The organism is Nonomuraea spiralis (assembly GCF_014648435.1).
Lineage (GTDB): Bacteria > Actinomycetota > Actinomycetes > Streptosporangiales > Streptosporangiaceae > Nonomuraea > Nonomuraea spiralis.
The window spans coordinates 283,457-299,791 of sequence record NZ_BMRC01000002.1 but is presented as its reverse complement, the minus strand read 5'-3'; the positions used below and the strand labels follow the sequence as shown (position 1 = coordinate 299,791).

Below are 16,335 nucleotides of genomic sequence, written 5' to 3'. Positions count from 1 at the left end.
CTCGGCCGCAAGCCGCCATCGGTTCCCGGCCACCAGGGTGGCTCGCGTCCATTCTGGTGGATGGGCGTGCCGGGGAGTGCGAGGCGGTGCTCCCTTTTCATGAACGCACCGCGTTCGAGCCCGCGTGCGTGGCAACGGCCCGGCGTTTCGTGGACCGGACGCTCACCTCGTGGACGGCCTCCGACCTGGCCTTCGACGTCCAGTTGGTGGTCTCCGAGCTGGTCACGAACGCCATGCGGCACGGCGGCGGCGCGGTGCAGCTCCGGCTGCTGTTCCACCGTCCCGAGCTGGCCTGCGTGGTGACCGACCACAGCGAGACCGTGCCGGTGGCGGCGCCGGCGGACGTGTTCGCCGAGTACGGGCGTGGGCTGCGGCTGGTCGACGCGCTCTGCACCGCGTGGGGCTGGTTCGCCCCCGGCGGCTCCCGCAAGCTGGTGTGGGCGGTGCTCTCCGGCTAGCCGCCCGTACGGGCGAGGTCACCGCCGGTCCAGCAGGTCCAGCACGTCCTCGTCGGTGAGCTGGTCGAAGTGCGCGTACCACTGGCCGACCGCCCTGAAGTCGGCCGGGGTCAGCAGCACCACCACCTCGTCGGCCTCCGAGCGCATCATCCTGACCGTGTCCTGCGCGCCGACCGGAACGGCCAGCGTCACCCTGGCGGGCCGGGCCGCGGCCACCGCCCGCAGGGCCGCCCTGGCGGTGACACCCGTCGCGAGGCCGTCGTCCACGACGATCACCTCGCGCCCGGCCAGCGGCGGCAGCGGCCGGCCGCCCCGGTACGTCTCCACCCGGCGCGCCAGCTCACGGCGTTCCCGCTCGACCACGTCCGCCACGGCCTCGGGCGTCAGGCCCAGCCGGTCGAGCATCGTCAGGTCGAACACCGGCTCCCCGCCCTCGGCGATCGCCCCCACCCCCAGCTCGGGGGCCGGTGGGTAGCCGATCTTCCGGGTGACCAGCACCTCCAGCTCGCCGCCGATCCGGCGTACGACGGGGACGGCCACGGCGACCCCGCCGCGCGGCAACGCCAGCACGACCGGGTCACGCACCTCCGGCAGCCGCTCGGCCAGCAACGCCCCGGCCTCGGCCCGATCCGCGAACAACTCCATGACCTGTGCCTACCCTTCTCCCCCGCGCCTCACCGCACGTGGCGGCGGGGCGTGGGGGAGATCGCGGGTCAGGGGCGGTTACGCGGGGAGCGGCGCATCTCCTTGTGGATGATCTTCCACTTGTTCTGCTGCTCCTTGCGCAACCGCGCGTCCGTACGGGAGGCCATCCACGCGGCCTCCCGCTGCAGCTTGCGCCAGCTCTGGAGGCGGCGCTCCGGCAGCTCGCCGTTCTCCAGGGAGGCCAGCACCGCGCAGCCGGGCTCGCTCACGTGCCCGCAGTCGGCGAACCGGCAGCGCCTGGCCAGCTCCTCGATGTCGGCGAAGACGAGATCGACGCCTTCCCCGATGTCGTAGAGGCCGATCCGGCGGATGCCCGGCGTGTCGATGATCAGCCCGCCGCCGGCCAGCGGGATCAGCTCCCGGTGCACGGTGGTGTGCCGCCCGCGCCCGTCGGCCGCCCTGACCTGCTGGGTCTCCATCACCCCGAGCCCGGCCAGCGCGTTGACCAGTGTGGACTTGCCGGCGCCGGACGGGCCGAGCACGACGGCCGTACGGGAGCCGTGGAGGTAGCCCGCGGCCAGCGTGACCCCCTCCCCGCGCAGCGAGGAGACGGCGTGCACGTCGACGCCCGGCGCGGCGGCGCGTACGTCGGCCAACAGCTCCTCGAGCCCCGACTCGAACAGGTCGGCCTTGGTGACGAGCACGACGGGCGTGCCGCCGGACTCCCAGGCCAGCGCCACCAGCCGCTCGATGCGGCCGAGGTCGGCGAAGTCGGTCGAGTGCATGGACGGCTCGGCCACGAAGACGACGTCGACGTTGGCCGCGAGCACCTGGCCCTGGCCGTCGCCGGACAGGCCGCCCACGGAGTCGCGGCTCACGCCGCCCCGGACGAACGCGGTGGTGCGTGGCAGCACCTCGTCGAGCTCGTACCGGCCTTCGGGCAGCCATCTGAGCGCGACCCAGTCGCCGACGCACGGAAGCGCCACCGGATCGCCGACGGACGAACGGCGCACGCGGGCGCCGTACTTGACGTGGTGCTGACCGTCGGCGGCGATCACCTCGGCGGCGCCGCGGTCGACGCGGGCCACCCGCGCCGGGACGGTGTCAGCAGGAAGCTCGGCGGCGCGCAGGTCGGTCCAGCCGAGCAGGAAAAGATCGAAAGACAAGACGGTGAAACCTTTGATCGAGAAGGAAACGGGCAGCTCAGACGAGCTCCCGGAGGTAGACGGACGGCAGGCGGAACAGAATGACCCGCATAGTCCTCACCTCCTCGATCGGTTGCGCAAGTGACTCTAACCACCCTGGCGCTGGGGATGCAATCCGATTTTCTTCGGCTTTGTGTTGAACCGTGCCAGGGCGGCCGAGCGTACTTCCTCCCGACGGACGCGAGAAAGGGGAATGATGCGGATCAGCACGTATCCCCCGCCCTCGGCCGAGGGGGCAGCCCCGGCGGGCAAGCAGCGCCTGCGCCACCTGATCCGGCGGGTGCGACCGGACGACGAGGTCGTCGTGTCCGCGCTCTACCGGGAGTACCACCGGCCGTTGCTGGCCTTCGTGGTACGGCTGACGGCGGGCGACCGGCAGTGGGCGGAAGACGTGGTGCAGGAGACGATGATCCGGGCCTGGCGCAGCGCCGAGCGGCTGGATCCCGATACGCCCTCGCTCATGCCCTGGCTCGCCACGGTGGCCAGACGTATCGTGATCGATGACCGGCGGCGCAAGGAGGCGCGCCCGCACGAGTCGGGCGACGGGGCGCTGGAGAGCATGCCGGTGCCGGACGAGATGGAGGGGCTGCTGCACCAGGTGGTCGTGTCAGAGGCGCTGAAGGCGTTGTCACCGGCGCACCGCGAGATCCTGAACGAGACGATCCTGCGGGACCGGTCGGTCAACGACGCCGCCGAGGCGCTCGGCATCCCGGTGGGCACCGTGAAGTCCCGCGTCTACTACGCGGTCCGCGCGCTGCGCGTCGCTCTGGAGGAGAGGGGGGTGACGGCGTGACCTCGCAGGTCGAGCACACCGATGTGGGCGCCTACGCCCTCGGGCTGCTGGAGGAGGACGACCGGCTGGCCTTCGAGTCCCACCTGCGTACCTGCTCGTCCTGCCGGTTCGAGTTGTCGGACCTGGCGGGGGTGGCCGGCGTGCTGCAGGGCATCGGCCCGGTGGAGGACGCCGGCCCTCCTCCTGAGGGGCAGGCCGGCGTGGCCGACCTGCTCCGCCGCAAGAAGGCGGCCGACCGGCGGGCGCGCAGGGGCACGTTCCTGCTCGGGATGGCGGCGGCGGTCGCGCTGGTGGCCGGGGGGCTGACGCTCGGCACGCAACTCTCCGGGGGCGACCCGCCGCCGGCGATGGCGGGCCGTACCGACCACATGGGCCCGGCCGAGCAGTTCTACGCCGACGGCACGCCGATCGCGGGCAAGGGCGTGAACGGGGTGTCGGGCGGGCTGGTGGTGGAGTCGAAGGGCTGGGGCACGCACGCGGCGCTGAAGTTGTCGGGGGTGAAGGGCCCGCTGGAGTGCGAGCTGGTGTCGGTGGGCAAGTCGGGCGAACGGCGCGTGATGACCGGCTGGTCGGTGCCCGCGCCGGGTTACGGCGTCCCCGGCTCGCCGGCCCCGCTCTACATGCACGGCGGCAGCGCGATGCCGCTGAAGGAGATCGACCGCTTCGAGGTGGTCACCAGGACGGGCACGACCCTGCTCACCGTCAAGGTCTGAGCCCGGCGCCGACGACGGCGTCGAGCAGCCCGGGGAACGCCTCGTCGAACTCGGCCCGGCGCAGCGTGTTGAGGCGCGCGGTGCCGACGTAGTACTGCCGGATCAGGCCGGCCTCGCGCAGCACGCGGAAGTGGTGGGTGGCCGTGGACTTGCTGACGGAGATGTCGAACCCGCCGCAGCTGATGTCGTCGGCGGCGTCGCTGAGCTGACCGACGATCCTGCGCCGGACCGGGTCGACGAGGGCTTCGAGAACCTTCTGGAGGGTGACCCCCCGCAGGTCCGGGTGGTCCGGGGTGCGGTCGGTTTCCATGACCCCATAGTACGACACCCATCAAAGTTTGACGACGGTCGTACTTAGGGGTTGAATGGCGCCCACTGAAGACGAAAGGACCATATTGATGACCAGGACGGTGTTGTTCCGCGAGCTCGGCGGCCCCGAGGTGTTGAGGCTGGAGGACGCCCCGGCCGGCGAGCCGGGGCCGGGCGAGGTGCTGATCCGGGTGGAGGCGATCGGACTCAACAGGTCCGAGGCGCTGTTCCGCAGCGGCCACTACATCGAGCCGGTACGCCGTTTCCCCTCCAGGCTCGGCACCGAGGCCGCCGGCGTGGTCGAGGCGCTCGGCGCGGGTGTGACCGGGTTGCGGGTGGGCCAGCCGGTCAGCACGGTACCGGCGTTCTCGCAGAACGACTACGGGGTCTACGCCGAGCGGGCGGTCGTCCCGGCGGCGGCGGTGCTGGCCCGTCCCGAGGGGGTGGGCCCGGTCGACGGCGCGGCGGTGTGGATGCCGTACGTGACGGCCTACGGCGCGCTGGTCGAGGTGGGCGGGATGCGTCCCGGGGACACGGTCGTGCTGAACGCCGCCTCCAGCAGCGTCGGCCTGGCCGCGATCCGGGTGGCCGACCGGATGGGCGCCACGCCGATCGCCCTCACCCGTACCGCGGCCAAGAGGGAGGCGCTGCTGAAGGAGGGCGCGGCCGAGGTGATCGTGACCGAGTCGGAGGACGTGACCGAGCGGGTGCTGGCGGCGACGGGCGGGCGCGGGGCCGAGTACGTGTTCGACGCGGTGGCCGGTCCCGGGGTGACGCAACTGGCCGGGCTCGTCGCGCCCGAGGGCCTGCACCTGGTGTACGGGGCCCTGAGCGGCCTGCCGACGCCCTATCCGGGGATCGACCTCGGCATGCCGGCGCTGAACATGCGCACGTACACGATGCACGAGACGACGCGGGTGCCCGAACGGCTGCGGCGGGCGGCCGCGTTCGTGGCCTCCGGGTTGCGGTCGGGGGCCTTCCGGCCGGTGGTGGACCGGACGTTCGAGCTGGCGGAGATCGTCGAGGCCCACCGTCACATGGAGGGCAACGCCCAGTTCGGCAAGATCGTGGTGACGGTCCAGCACTGACCGTTTTGTGGAAATTTACCGGTTTTCCGGATGAACCCCGGCGGGGCCGGGCCGCGTACTGCCTGCCGTACGACGAACAGCACGCTCAAGCCCTCCGAGGCCGGTCAGGGGCGGCTCGGTCCCGCCCCCGCCGGTCCTACCGGCGACCCGGGGAACTCCGGCCCCGGTCGCGACCGGCGCCCCGCCGCACACGGGAGCCCGTGCGGCGGGGCGTCCGGCCGTCCGCCCGGCAAGCGGGCGGCGCGGGCCGGGTCAGGCCAGGCCGGGCGCGGGGAACTGCGCGGTCAGCTCGCTGACCTCGTGGTGCACGCGGGTGATGACGTCCTCGGCGTCGCCCTTGGCCAGGGCCGTGACGACCTCGTCCATCCAGGCGCCGATCTGCCGCATCTCGGCCTCGCCCATGCCGCGCGAGGTGACCGACGGGGTGCCGATGCGGATGCCGGACGGGTCGAACGGCTTGCGGGTGTCGAACGGCACCGCGTTGTAGTTGGTCTCCAGCCCGGCCCGGTCGAGCGCCTGGGCGGCCGGCTTGCCGCCGATGCCCTTGGGCGTCAGGTCGAGCAGGATCAGGTGGTTGTCGGTGCCGCCGGAGACCAGGTCGAAGCCCCGGTTGGACAGCTCCTCGGCCAGGGCCTTGGCGTTGGCGACGACCTGGTGGGCGTAGTCGCGGAAGGACGGCTGGGCGGCCTCGTGCAGCGCGACGGCGATGGCGGCGGTGGTGTGGTTGTGGGGGCCGCCCTGAAGGCCGGGGAAGACGGCCTTGTTGAGCGCGGTGGCGTGCTCGTCGGCGGTGGCCATGAGCATGGCGCCGCGTGGGCCGCGCAGCGTCTTGTGGGTGGTCGTGGAGATCACGTCGGCGTGCCCCACCGGGGACGGGTGGGCGCCACCCGCGACCAGGCCAGCGATGTGCGCGATGTCGGCCGCGAGCACGGCGCCGACCTCGCGGGCGATGGAGGCGAAGCCCTCGAAGTCGATCGTGCGCGGGATCGCGGTGCCGCCGCAGAAGATCAGCTTCGGCCGGTGCTCCAGGGCCAGCTCGCGCACCTCGTCGAGGTCGACGCGGCCGGTGTCCCTGCGCACGCCGTAGCGGACCGGGTTGAACCACTTGCCGGTGGCCGAGACCGACCAGCCGTGGGTCAGGTGGCCGCCGAACGGCAGGCCCATGCCGAGCACGGTGTCGCCGGGCTGCAGGAAGGCCAGGTAGATGGCGAGGTTGGCGGGCGAGCCCGAGTACGGCTGGACGTTGGCGTGGTTGACGCCGAACACCGCCTTGGCCCGCTCGATCGCCAGCGTCTCGATCTGGTCGATGACCTGCTGGCCCTCGTAGTAGCGCTTGCCCGCGTAGCCCTCGGAGTACTTGTTGGTCAGGACGGTGCCGGTCGCTTCCAGCACGGCCTTGGACACGTAGTTCTCGGACGCGATCAGCTTGACGGTGTCGGCCTGGCGGCTCTCCTCCGCCTTGATGAGCTCGGCGAGCTGCGGGTCGGCGCTAGCAAGAGAACTCATGACTCCCCTGTCATCATTGACAATTGGCGAAGACCCAGGCGCTCGGCCTCCGCTCCGGTTAAACCGCTCCCAGGTGGTCGATCCCACCGAATGCGCCAGTCGCGTCGCCCTAGACGATAGCGGATGCGCAACCGGCCGCTTCCCGCTACTTGGTCCGGCTCTCTCCCGGCCAGAGCCGGTCGACCTCGGCGTTCAGGATGGCCCCGATGAGCACGGCCAGGGCGGTGATGTAGAGCCACAGCAGCAGCGCGATCGGGGCGGCGAGTGAGCCGTAGACGGAGACGGGCGAGAACCAGGCCGCCAGCACCGCCCGCAGCACGGCCGCGCACAGGATCCACAGGAACAGGGCCAGGATCGCGCCGGGCAGCTCCCGGTACCACTTGGTCCGCACCGGCACGCTGACGTGGTAGAGCACGGTGAGGAAGAGCACCGAGCCGCTGATCACGACCGGCCAGTAGAGGATGTCGATGAGGATGCCGTACTCGCCGGGGAGGGCGTCCTTGAGCAGGGTGGGGCCGATGACGAGGATCGGCATGACGATGATGCCGATGATCAGGCCGACGACGTAGAGGCCGAAGGACATCAGCCGGGTGCGGATGATGCCGCGTTCCTCCCCCAGCCCGTACGCGACCGAGATCAGGTCGACGTAGACGTAGAGCGCCCGCGAGCCCGACCACAGCGACAGCAGGAAGCCGAGGGAGATGATCGAGACCTTGTTGGCGTCGTCCCTGAGCACGTCGGTGATGAGCGGACTGATCACCTTCTTGACGGCCTCGTCGGTGAACAGCAGCCCGGCCTGCTCGATCACCCAGGTCTTGACCTCGGTGACGACGCCGCCGCCGAGCCAGGTGCCGAGCTTGCCGAGCACGCCGATCAGGCCCAGCACGAACGGCGGCAGCGACAGCAGTGCGAAGAACGCCGCCTCGCCGGCCAGGCCGGTGACGCGGTAGTTGACACCCGCGTTGGTGGCCGCGCGCACGATCGCCCACGCGTTGGTGTCGAGCACCCAGTTCAGCCTGGCCCGGGCGTTGGAGGCGAGCCGCCTCTTCGGCCGGGAACGCGCATCGGTGGACGTCATGGCACCCAAAGGTATTCGCAGTTACTCTCCGGGACAGCTTACGTCCCGGCTCCTGCCCTAGTCGTTGTCCACGATGCGCGCGCCCAGCGGGAGGAGCGAGACGGGGATCAGCTTGAGGTTCGCGATGCCCATGGGGATGCCGATGATGGAGATGAACAGCGGGATCGAGGTGACCACGTGCCCGATCGCCAGCCAGACGCCCGCGACCACGCACCAGATGATGTTGCCGATCAGGGAGAAGACGCCGGCGTCCGGATCGCGTACGACCGTCCGGCCGAACGGCCACAGGGCGTAGGCGGCGATCCTGAACGAGGCGATGCCGAACGGGATCGTGACGATGAGGACGCAGCAGATGACCCCGGCCACGGCGTAGCCGATCGCCAGCCAGATTCCGGCGAACACCAGCCAGATGACGTTCAGAATGGTGCGCATGCTCACAGCATGTCACCGGGCGTGCGGTCCACGTCATCCGGTAGGACCCTGAACTTACCCTGACCGGGGCGGCCGTCCCTTCCCGGGCGGCCCGGCGAACGCCTGGGCGATCTCCATCCAGGCGCGGGCGGGCTCCCCCGCCGTCTCCAGGGCCGTGTCCGACAGGTGGACGCGCTGGGTGGCCAGCAGGCAGAAGTCGAGCATCGGGCCGCGTACGACGGCTCGGGCGTCCGGGGGCCCGGCGGTCCACGGGTCGCCGGCCGGGGTCGTGAGCTCGACCCGTACGGGTTCGGCGGGCTGGGGCAGGCCGCGGGCGGCGAAGCTGTAGGGCCGGGCGCGGAAGCCGAGCAGGGCCACGTGCCGCAGCCGGTCGGTGGGCTCCCTGGCGACGCCGAGCGCGTCGGCGACGTCCTGGCCGTGGGCCCAGGTCTCCATCAGGCGCGCGGTGACGAACGACGCGCCCGACATCGCCGGGCCGAACCAGGGCACCCGGGTACGGGCGCCGAGCGCGGCGAACGCCTCCAGGGAACGGGCCCGCGCCGTACGGAACCAGGCGTGCAGCTCCCCCGGCGGCAGGCCGCGGGACGCCTCGGCCAGGTCGTCCACCGAGCCGGTCCGGGCGACCAGGGCCAGGAAGGCGTCCGGGTCGGTGACCGCGAGCGCGGCGGCGTCGTCGAACCAGGCCAGGTGGCTCACCTGGTCGCGTACGGCCCACCCCTCGGCGGGCGTGGGCGTCTCCCAGCCCGCGGGCCGCAGAGGCGCGAGCAGCGCCTCCAGCGAATCGGTCTCGGCTTGGAGGTCGGTGAGCAGTCCGGCCATGAGATCCACGGGCGCCAGCCTAACCCGAACAAGGTTCTAGGAGAATAATGCAGACGTGATCTGCGAGAGCTGCAAGGACAAGCGTCACGACGACTGCCGCGGCGGCTCCTGGTGCGACTGCCAGCACCAGAGCGAGGAGCGGCCCCAGGAGTCGGCGCTCGACTGGCCGCGCCAGGGATAGGGCCCCGGAAGTCCAGACTCTGGACCCCATCTTGGACATCCGGGGTCACCGGAGTATCTTCGGAGGTATGCCAGCGGACCCCATGCTCGTCGGTCGACGCCACGTCGACCTTCAGCGTGTCCGCAGTGCCATCTGTTGCGACGCCCGCTAACTCATCTTCTCCACCGCAGAGCGCGTCGCACCCACCCTGAACCCCTGCACTCGACGACGAGGCAGGAGGAACGCTGCGCGCGCCCACGAACCGAAGGACGCGCAATGAGCACCCCTGCCAGCCGGCATCACAAGCGCCCGCGCGGCGAAGGCCAGTGGGCTCTCGGTTACCGGGAGCCGCTGAACAAGAACGAAGAGAACAAGAAGAACGACGACGGCCTTAACGTCCGCCAGCGCATCATCGACATCTACTCCAAGCGGGGCTTCGACTCGATCGACCCCGCCGACCTGCGCGGACGCATGCGCTGGTACGGCCTCTACACCCAGCGCAAGCCCGGCATCGACGGCGGCAAGACCGCGATCCTGGAGCCGGAGGAGCTCGACGACCGCTACTTCATGCTCCGCGTACGCATCGACGGCGGCCAGCTCGACCTGCGCCAGCTGCGCACGATCGCCGACATCGCCAACGAGTACGCCCGCGGCACCGCCGACCTGACCGACCGCCAGAACATCCAGCTCCACTGGATCGAGATCGAGTCGGTGCCCGACATCTGGGAGCGCCTGGAGGCCGTGGGCCTGTCCACCACCGAGGCGTGCGGCGACACCCCGCGCGTCATCCTGGGCTGCCCGCTGGCCGGGATCGACGCCGAGGAGGTGCTCGACGCCACCGACGACATCCACTCGATCAACCGGGAGTTCATCGGCAACCCCGCGTACTCCAACCTGCCGCGCAAGTTCAAGAGCGCGCTGAGCGGCTGCCCGGCCCACTGCACCGTGCACGAGATCAACGACGTGGCGTTCGTCGGCGTGGTCAACGAGCACGGCGAGGCCGGCTACGACCTGTGGGTCGGCGGCGGCCTGTCCACCAACCCGATGCTGGCCAAGCGCCTCGGCGTCTTCGTCAGCCCCGAGCGCGTCAACGACGTCTACGCGGGCGTGATCGGCATCTTCCGCGACTACGGCTACCGGCGGCTGCGCCACAGGGCCCGGCTGAAGTTCCTGGTCAACGACTGGGGCGTGGAGAAGTTCCGCGAGGTGCTGGAGACCGAGTACGTCAAGGAGAGCCTGCCCGACGGCCCCGCGCCCACCCTGCCGCGCGGCAGCCGCCGCGACCACGTGGGCGTCTACCCGCAGAACGACGGCAACTTCTACGTGGGCTTCGCGCCCAAGGTGGGCCGCCTCGACGGCGACAAGCTGCACGCGATCGCCGACATCGCCGAGCGGCACGGCTCTGACCGGGTGCGCACCACCGTCGAGCAGAAGATGGTCGTCCTCGACGTCGCCCCCGACCGGGTGGAATCCCTCGTGGCCGAGCTGGAGGCCAACGACCTCCAGGTCAACCCCTCCACGTTCCGCCGCCAGACGATGGCCTGCACCGGCATCGAGTACTGCAAGCTCGCCATCGTCGAGACCAAGGCCACCGCGGCGCACCTGATCGACGAGCTGGAGCGGCGGCTGCCCGACTTCGAGCAGCCGCTCACCATCAACGTCAACGGCTGCCCCAACTCCTGCGCCCGCATCCAGGTCGCCGACATCGGCCTGAAGGGCCAGCTCGTCGTGGACGAGAACGGCGAGCAGGTCGAGGGCTACCAGATCCACCTGGGCGGCTCGCTCGGCGTCGGGTCGGGCTTCGGCCGCAAGGTGCGCGGCCTGAAGACCACCGCCAAGGCCCTGCCCGACTACGTCGAGCGCGTGGTGGGCAACTACGACACCCAGAAGAAGGAAGGCGAGTCCTTCGCCGACTGGGTGCAGCGCGCCGACGAGGCGGACCTGAAATGACCACGCGAGCGGTTCCCTTCCACTGCCCGTACTGCGGCGACGAGGATCTGGAGCCCTACGAGGGAGACGGCGGCTGGTACTGCCGCGCCTGCGCCCGCGCGTTCAAGCTGAAGTTTCTCGGGATCGGAGTGAAGATATGACGCTGGTCGACATCGAGGTCGGTTTAAGAGATCAACGTGGCACGCTCGACCTTCAGGACATCGTCGAGTCCGCCGCCACGTTCCTTGAGGGCGCCCCGGCCAGGGAGATCATCCGGTGGGCCGCGGCGACGTTCGGCGACCGGTTGTGCCTGACGTCCTCCATGAGCGACGCGTTGCTCATCGATCTGGTGAGCCGCGTCAAACCCGGTGTGGACGTGCTGTTCATCGACACCGGCTACCACTTCGCCGAGACGATCGGCACCCGTGACGCGGTGCGGCAGGTCTATGACGTCAACGTGATCGACATCAAGCCGTCCAGGACGGTCCAGGAGCAGGATCGCGACCTCGGGCCGCGCCTGTTCGGCCGCAACCCGGACCTGTGCTGCTACCTGCGCAAGGTGGAGCCGCTGAACCGGGCGCTGGAGCCGTACCTGGCGTGGATCTCCGGCATCCGGCGGGACGAGGCGTCCAGCCGTACGAGCACCAAGGTCGTCGAGTGGGACGCCAAGCGCCAGATGGTGAAGGTCAACCCGATCGCCGCCTGGACGCAGGAGGACGTCGACAACTACATCGCAGACAACGGCGTGCTGATCAACCCGTTGCACTACGACAACTACCCCTCGATCGGCTGCGCGCCGTGCACCCGCCAGGTCGCCGAGGGCGAGGACCCGCGCAGCGGCCGCTGGGCGGGGCTGGGGAAGGTCGAATGCGGCATTCACCTGTGATCCCCGGCAGGGGCCGCGTCCCGTTGGCAGACGGGCCGGCCCCCGGCCGCGTGCCACTGGTGGCGGTCGCGCACGGGTCGCGCGACCCGCGTGCGGCCGCCACCGTGGCCGCGCTGCTGGAGCGCGTGCGCCTGGCGCGTCCCGACGTGCCGGTGCGGGTGGCCTACCTCGACCACTGCGCGCCCTCGCTCGGGCAGGCGCTCGACGGGCTGTGCGAGGCCGTGGTGCTGCCGCTGCTGCTCACCGAGGCGTACCACAGCCGGGTCGACCTGCCCGCCGCGCTCAACGAGGCCCGCGCGCGCGACCCGCGCCTGCGGGTGCGCTACGGCACGACGCTCGGGCCGCACCCGCTGCTGCTGCCGGCGCTGGAACGGCGGCTGGCCGAGGCGGGCGTGCCGCCCGGCGACCCCGGCACGGCGGTGGTCCTGGTCTCGGCCGGGTCGAGCGACGCCAGGGCCAACACGGTGATCGCCGACCTGGCCCGTACGTGGCGGCGCGCCGGCTGGTGGACGGTGACCGCGGCCTACGCCTCGGCCGCCGGCCCCACGCCGGAGGAGGCCGTCGCACGGCTGCGGGCGGCGGGAGCGCCCCGCGTGGCCGTCGCCCCCTACCTGCTGGCGCCCGGCTTCTTCGCCGACAAGATCCGCCGGGTCACCGCGCCGGCCGTCTGCGCCGACGTGCTCGGCCCGGCGCCCGAGCTGGTGGACGTGCTGCTGGAGCGGTACGAGTCGGCCCTGCGCGACCGCGTGCCGATGGCCGGCTGAACACTCAGCACCGAGCCGTGATCTCGCCGGACCTCGGATCGACCCTGACCACCTCGGGCCGGCACGAGCGGGTACGGGCGTCCACCAGCGTCAGCCGCCACTCGGCGGGGTAGGTCGCGGTCCTGGCCAGCAGCAGGTCGGCGCCCGCGGCGGTCACCGTGCCGGTGCCCGCGTCGGCGGCGCGCACGACGGCGGCGCTCACCTCGTTCACGCCGTCGCGGGCCGTGGCGTCGCCGAACCATCCGGGAGCCTGCCGGACCGTGGGCCCGCACGCGCCGGTGGCGACCAGGTCGCCGTTGAGCCAGACCAGCCCGTAGCCGCCGGTCGGGCAGGTGAGGGCGAAGGACAGTTTCTCCGCCTTCGCCCTGAAGGTGAACGTCTCCCGCCTGCCTCCCTGGGAGTAGCCGTGGAAGAGCGGCAGTCCGGGCTGGGCCCGGTCGGGCGCCGGCTGGGCCAGGGCGCCGGCCCACACGCCCCCGGCCGCGGGGGCGGGCCGCGTCACGGGCCGGGTGTCCACGGTGAGCACCGTGACGGCCGTGACCGCCAGGGCCGCCGCCGCCACCGAGCCCGCCAGGCGGCCCCTGCGCCGCCGGATGCCGCGGACGCGGGCGTCCACGTCGGCCAGGCGTACCCCGCCCGGGGGCGCGTCGGCGCTGTCGTGGTCGAGCAGGTCGCGCAATCGTTGTTCTGTCATGGTCAGCTTCCCGTCTCCGCCGCGGCCCTGGCCGCTGGATCGAGCCGCAGCTTGGCCAGCGCGCGGCTGGCCTGGCTGCGTACGGTGGCCACCGAACAGCCCACGATCCCGGCGATCGCCTCGTCGGGCAGGTCCTCGAAGTACCGCAGCACGATCACGGCCCGCTGCTTGGCCGGGAGCGCGGCGAGGGCGGCGCGGAGCGCGTCCCTGGTGCCGAACCCGGCCGTGTCGTCCTGGTCGTGCGGGCGGTCCGGGAGGTCGCCCGTGGCCACCTCGCCCCGCCAGCGCCGCCGCCACCAGGAGGCGTGCGTGTTGGTGAGGATGCGGTAGACGTACGGGTCGGGGTTCGCGCCGACGCGCCGCCAGGCCAGCCAGGCCCTGGCCAGCGCGGTCTGCGTCAGGTCCTCCGCCGTGGCCCAGTCGTGGCACAGCAGGTAGGCCGTCCTGAGCAGGCGGGCCGAGCGCTGCTCGACGTAGCGCTCGAAGTCGGCACGATCCCGCATCGAGGGGTCCTCACTGTCCGGTGATGTTCACCGATCACTACGCCGAAGACCCCCGCGTACGTTGCACGGTCTCAGTAATCCCGGTAGTCGCGGCGGCGGCCGCGGCGGTCGCGTTCCAGGGCGCGGTGCTCGTCGCGGATCTGCCGGCCGACCTCGCGGGCGTCGTCGCGCATCTGGCGGCCGATCGCACGCCAGTCGTCGCCGTGCAGCGCCCGCCAGTGCTCGCGCCAGGCGGTGAGGCCGCGCTTGAGCGGCTGGGCGCGCGAGTCGCCGAGCACCTTGACGTCGCCCATCACGGCGTAGGCGCGCACCCTGATCACCGGGACGTTCATGCCGGGCGCGGCCTCCAGCACGTCGACCCGCTTGTCGCCCATCACGGCGACGCCGTCGAGGTCCACGTTCACGCCGTCCGGCACGATGATCTTGACGTCGCCCATCACGGACACCGCCGTCACGTCCACCACGTCCGTACGCACCTCGGCCTCGCGCAGGTCGAGCAGCACGTCGCCCATCACGGCGACCGCGCCGAGCTCCTGGTCGATGCGCCAGGTGCCGCGCCGCTTGGTGTCGCCCATGATGCCGACGAACCAGCGCCGCTTGCCGCCCGAGCGGGCCGGGGCGGTGGGCATGGGCGTGCCGCCCGTGGGGAGGTCCTGGGTGAGCAGGGCCAGTTCGGCGTGCGTGGTCGCGGTGTAGGCGGCCTCGGTGCGGTCGGTGAGCTCGGCGAGCGTGAGCCTGCCCTCGACCGAGGCGACGCGGAGCTGTTCCACGACGGCCTCGCGCTCGGCGTCCGACGCTCGCACCTCACCCGGTTCTGTCATAGACGCAACATATCGCGTCTTGCCCCGATTCGGACTCCTCCCGGGGGAGGAACATCTCTACATCGTTGGGATGGGCGCCCGGAGATGGGCGCGTGCCCCGGCGGGCCTCGTACGGCGAAGACGCTAGGGTCCTGTCATGCATGAGGAACAGCTCTACCGCGCGGCGTTGAACGGCGAGACCGAAACCGTGGGCAAGCTGCTCGCCGCCGGCGCCGACCCCAACCGGCCCAGCGAGGGCGAGGAGGCCGGGCTGCCGCTCTGCGCCGCCGCCGCCTGGGACCGGGTCGAGGTCGCCGAGGCGCTGCTCGCGGCCGGGGCCGAGGCCAACGGCCGCGAGGCCGGCGGCTGGTCCGCGCTGCTGTGGGCCGCCGCCAACGGCCACGCCGCCACCGCGAGCGTGCTGATCGAGGCCGGGGCCGAGGTCGACGCGGCCAACGAGGACGGCGACACGCCCCTCACACTGGCCGCCAGGCGCGGGGCGCTGGGCGTGGTGCAGACGCTGCTGGAGGCGGGCGCCGACCACGAGAAGTTCGACGGCGACGGCGACAGCCCGCTCGACATCGCGGCCGACTGGGTGGGCGTGCACCTGGAGTCCGCGCTTCTCGACCAGATCGCCCAGGAGGGCTGGGAGTACGTCGTCGGCCGCCAGTACGCCAAGGACGGCACCGAGCTGGTCACCGTGGCCGGCCGCTCCCCCGACGGCTCGCAGACCGAGCAGGTGCAGGCCCAGCGCGGCCACGCCGCCGTCGCGACCCTCCTGGAGGACGCGGCGGGCGTCTACACGCCGGTCGAGCAGCTCGTCGCCAGGGCCGTGTCCCACCGCGACGTCGACGAGGACGCCGAGACCTGGTGGATCGTGGCCGACTCGCTGGGCCGCCGGGCCGACGACGAGACGTACGAGGCCCTGGCCCGGCTGTGCGTGAGCGAGGACGCCCGGGAGCGGGAGTTCGGGGTGGACGCGATCGCCCAGTTCGGCTTCGCCGACGGCGCGAAGCCCTACCTGGACCGGACCCTGGCGCTGCTGCAGAAGATGGTGACCACCGAGGGCAACCCGCAGGTCCTGCGCTCGGTGCTGGCCGCGCTCGGCCACCAGGGCGACCCGCGCGCGCTGCCCGCCGTGCTCGACATCATCGGCCGGCCTGGACACAACCGCACGATGACGGACGCCATCGCGCTGGCCGACGTCCTGCCGCCCGGCCACGAGGAGGGCCTGTCCCTGCTGGTCGAGATGTCCCGGGACGAGGAGGCCGAGATCCGCGACTGGGCCACGGCCGGGCTGGCCGGGTTGTCGGAGGACACACCCCGCATCCGCGAGGCGCTGGCCGACCGGCTCGGCGACGCCGACCTGCGTACGGTGGCCGAGGCGGCCCGGGGGCTCGCGGCGCGCGGCGACGAGCGGGCCGAGCGGGGGATCAGGCGGGTGCTGGAGGAGAGCGACGACGACTACGCCCGGGACCTCGTCACGCAGATCGGCGCGGAGTGAGCCAGGCGCCCCCGTCTCAGTCCGGCGGGGGCGCGGCTTCCCGGCCGGA

Annotated in this window: 20 protein-coding genes and 1 riboswitch; of the genes, 10 read left to right on the top strand and 10 right to left on the bottom strand. The window is 72.0% G+C overall.

The window, feature by feature from the left end; genetic code table 11:
- Window positions 1-86: 86 nt before the first annotated feature.
- Window positions 87-458 (top strand): ATP-binding protein, encoded by a 372-nt coding sequence (locus tag IEZ27_RS05300; RefSeq protein ID WP_229823318.1) that lies wholly within the window; start codon window positions 87-89, stop codon window positions 456-458.
- Window positions 459-476: 18 nt separating this feature from the next.
- Here the strand turns inward: IEZ27_RS05300 and IEZ27_RS05295 are convergent, their stop codons facing one another.
- Both IEZ27_RS05295 and rsgA read right to left on the bottom strand, forming a co-directional pair.
- The gene (locus tag IEZ27_RS05295; protein ID WP_189646176.1) at window positions 477-1,103 is read right to left on the bottom strand and encodes a phosphoribosyltransferase; all 627 of its coding nucleotides are present in this window, start codon (window positions 1,101-1,103) and stop codon (window positions 477-479) included.
- 68 nt (window positions 1,104-1,171) lie between these two features.
- Window positions 1,172-2,269 carry a ribosome small subunit-dependent GTPase A gene (gene rsgA / locus IEZ27_RS05290; protein WP_189646175.1) on the bottom strand — a complete coding sequence of 366 codons (1,098 nt, stop codon included), beginning with the start codon at window positions 2,267-2,269 and terminating at the stop codon, window positions 1,172-1,174.
- Between the two features lie 235 nt (window positions 2,270-2,504).
- Here rsgA and IEZ27_RS05285 point away from each other — a divergent pair, with 235 nt between their 5' ends.
- Both IEZ27_RS05285 and IEZ27_RS05280 read left to right on the top strand, forming a co-directional pair.
- Complete coding sequence (locus tag IEZ27_RS05285; RefSeq protein WP_125646470.1) at window positions 2,505-3,101, top strand: sigma-70 family RNA polymerase sigma factor; 597 nt, start codon at window positions 2,505-2,507, stop codon at window positions 3,099-3,101.
- On the top strand, window positions 3,098-3,814 hold the full coding sequence (locus IEZ27_RS05280) for an anti-sigma factor family protein (protein WP_189646174.1): 717 nt from the start codon (window positions 3,098-3,100) through the stop codon (window positions 3,812-3,814). The genes IEZ27_RS05285 and IEZ27_RS05280 overlap by 4 nt, the downstream gene beginning before the upstream one ends.
- On the opposite strand, the gene IEZ27_RS05275 is transcribed toward IEZ27_RS05280, so the two are convergent.
- Window positions 3,804-4,124: an ArsR/SmtB family transcription factor gene (locus IEZ27_RS05275; protein ID WP_189646173.1), complete on the bottom strand. Its 321-nt coding sequence runs from the start codon at window positions 4,122-4,124 to the stop codon at window positions 3,804-3,806. The genes IEZ27_RS05280 and IEZ27_RS05275 overlap by 11 nt on opposite strands.
- An 88-nt stretch (window positions 4,125-4,212) precedes the next feature.
- On the opposite strand from IEZ27_RS05275, the gene IEZ27_RS05270 reads away from it, so the two are divergent.
- Window positions 4,213-5,211, top strand: a complete 999-nt coding sequence (locus IEZ27_RS05270) for a zinc-dependent alcohol dehydrogenase family protein (protein WP_189646172.1) — start codon at window positions 4,213-4,215, stop codon at window positions 5,209-5,211.
- Between the two features lie 252 nt (window positions 5,212-5,463).
- Here IEZ27_RS05270 and glyA read toward each other — a convergent pair whose 3' ends face one another.
- From glyA to IEZ27_RS05250, 4 genes are all read right to left on the bottom strand, one after another.
- Window positions 5,464-6,741, bottom strand: a complete 1,278-nt coding sequence (gene glyA, locus IEZ27_RS05265) for a serine hydroxymethyltransferase (protein WP_446686158.1) — start codon at window positions 6,739-6,741, stop codon at window positions 5,464-5,466.
- 1 nt (window position 6,742) lies between these two features.
- A riboswitch (ZMP/ZTP riboswitch) is annotated at window positions 6,743-6,830 on the bottom strand.
- A 32-nt stretch (window positions 6,831-6,862) separates the two neighbouring features.
- Complete coding sequence (locus IEZ27_RS05260) at window positions 6,863-7,795, bottom strand: YihY/virulence factor BrkB family protein (RefSeq protein WP_229823316.1); 933 nt, start codon at window positions 7,793-7,795, stop codon at window positions 6,863-6,865.
- A gap of 57 nt (window positions 7,796-7,852) precedes the next feature.
- Window positions 7,853-8,227 carry a YccF domain-containing protein gene (locus tag IEZ27_RS05255; RefSeq protein WP_189646170.1) on the bottom strand — a complete coding sequence of 125 codons (375 nt, stop codon included), beginning with the start codon at window positions 8,225-8,227 and terminating at the stop codon, window positions 7,853-7,855.
- A gap of 54 nt (window positions 8,228-8,281) precedes the next feature.
- Window positions 8,282-9,046, bottom strand: a complete 765-nt coding sequence (locus IEZ27_RS05250) for a TIGR03084 family metal-binding protein (protein WP_189646492.1) — start codon at window positions 9,044-9,046, stop codon at window positions 8,282-8,284.
- 55 nt (window positions 9,047-9,101) lie between these two features.
- Here IEZ27_RS05250 and IEZ27_RS54880 point away from each other — a divergent pair, with 55 nt between their 5' ends.
- The 5 genes from IEZ27_RS54880 (at window position 9,102) to IEZ27_RS05235 (ending at window position 12,785) form a co-directional block, all read left to right on the top strand.
- The gene (locus tag IEZ27_RS54880) at window positions 9,102-9,227 is read left to right on the top strand and encodes a hypothetical protein (protein ID WP_260478325.1); all 126 of its coding nucleotides are present in this window, start codon (window positions 9,102-9,104) and stop codon (window positions 9,225-9,227) included.
- Window positions 9,228-9,294: 67 nt separating this feature from the next.
- Window positions 9,295-9,378: a putative leader peptide gene (locus tag IEZ27_RS55455; RefSeq protein WP_311132608.1), complete on the top strand. Its 84-nt coding sequence runs from the start codon at window positions 9,295-9,297 to the stop codon at window positions 9,376-9,378.
- A 104-nt stretch (window positions 9,379-9,482) separates the two neighbouring features.
- Complete coding sequence (locus IEZ27_RS05245) at window positions 9,483-11,156, top strand: nitrite/sulfite reductase (RefSeq protein WP_189646169.1); 1,674 nt, start codon at window positions 9,483-9,485, stop codon at window positions 11,154-11,156.
- 136 nt (window positions 11,157-11,292) lie between these two features.
- Complete coding sequence (locus IEZ27_RS05240) at window positions 11,293-12,021, top strand: phosphoadenylyl-sulfate reductase (protein ID WP_189646168.1); 729 nt, start codon at window positions 11,293-11,295, stop codon at window positions 12,019-12,021.
- Between the two features lie 23 nt (window positions 12,022-12,044).
- Window positions 12,045-12,785 (top strand): sirohydrochlorin chelatase, encoded by a 741-nt coding sequence (locus IEZ27_RS05235; RefSeq protein ID WP_229823311.1) that lies wholly within the window; start codon window positions 12,045-12,047, stop codon window positions 12,783-12,785.
- A 4-nt stretch (window positions 12,786-12,789) separates the two neighbouring features.
- Here IEZ27_RS05235 and IEZ27_RS05230 read toward each other — a convergent pair whose 3' ends face one another.
- The 3 genes from IEZ27_RS05230 to IEZ27_RS05220 form a co-directional block, all read right to left on the bottom strand.
- On the bottom strand, window positions 12,790-13,479 hold the full coding sequence (locus IEZ27_RS05230) for a hypothetical protein (protein WP_189646166.1): 690 nt from the start codon (window positions 13,477-13,479) through the stop codon (window positions 12,790-12,792).
- A gap of 2 nt (window positions 13,480-13,481) precedes the next feature.
- Entirely contained in the window at window positions 13,482-13,982 is a 501-nt protein-coding gene (locus IEZ27_RS05225; protein WP_189646165.1) for a SigE family RNA polymerase sigma factor, read from the bottom strand.
- A 71-nt stretch (window positions 13,983-14,053) separates the two neighbouring features.
- A complete protein-coding gene (locus IEZ27_RS05220) occupies window positions 14,054-14,803 on the bottom strand; it encodes a DUF1707 SHOCT-like domain-containing protein (protein WP_189646164.1) in 750 nt (249 codons plus the stop codon).
- A 136-nt stretch (window positions 14,804-14,939) separates the two neighbouring features.
- On the opposite strand from IEZ27_RS05220, the gene IEZ27_RS05215 reads away from it, so the two are divergent.
- Entirely contained in the window at window positions 14,940-16,286 is a 1,347-nt protein-coding gene (locus tag IEZ27_RS05215; protein ID WP_229823304.1) for an ankyrin repeat domain-containing protein, read from the top strand.
- The last annotated feature ends 49 nt before the right edge of the window (window positions 16,287-16,335 follow it).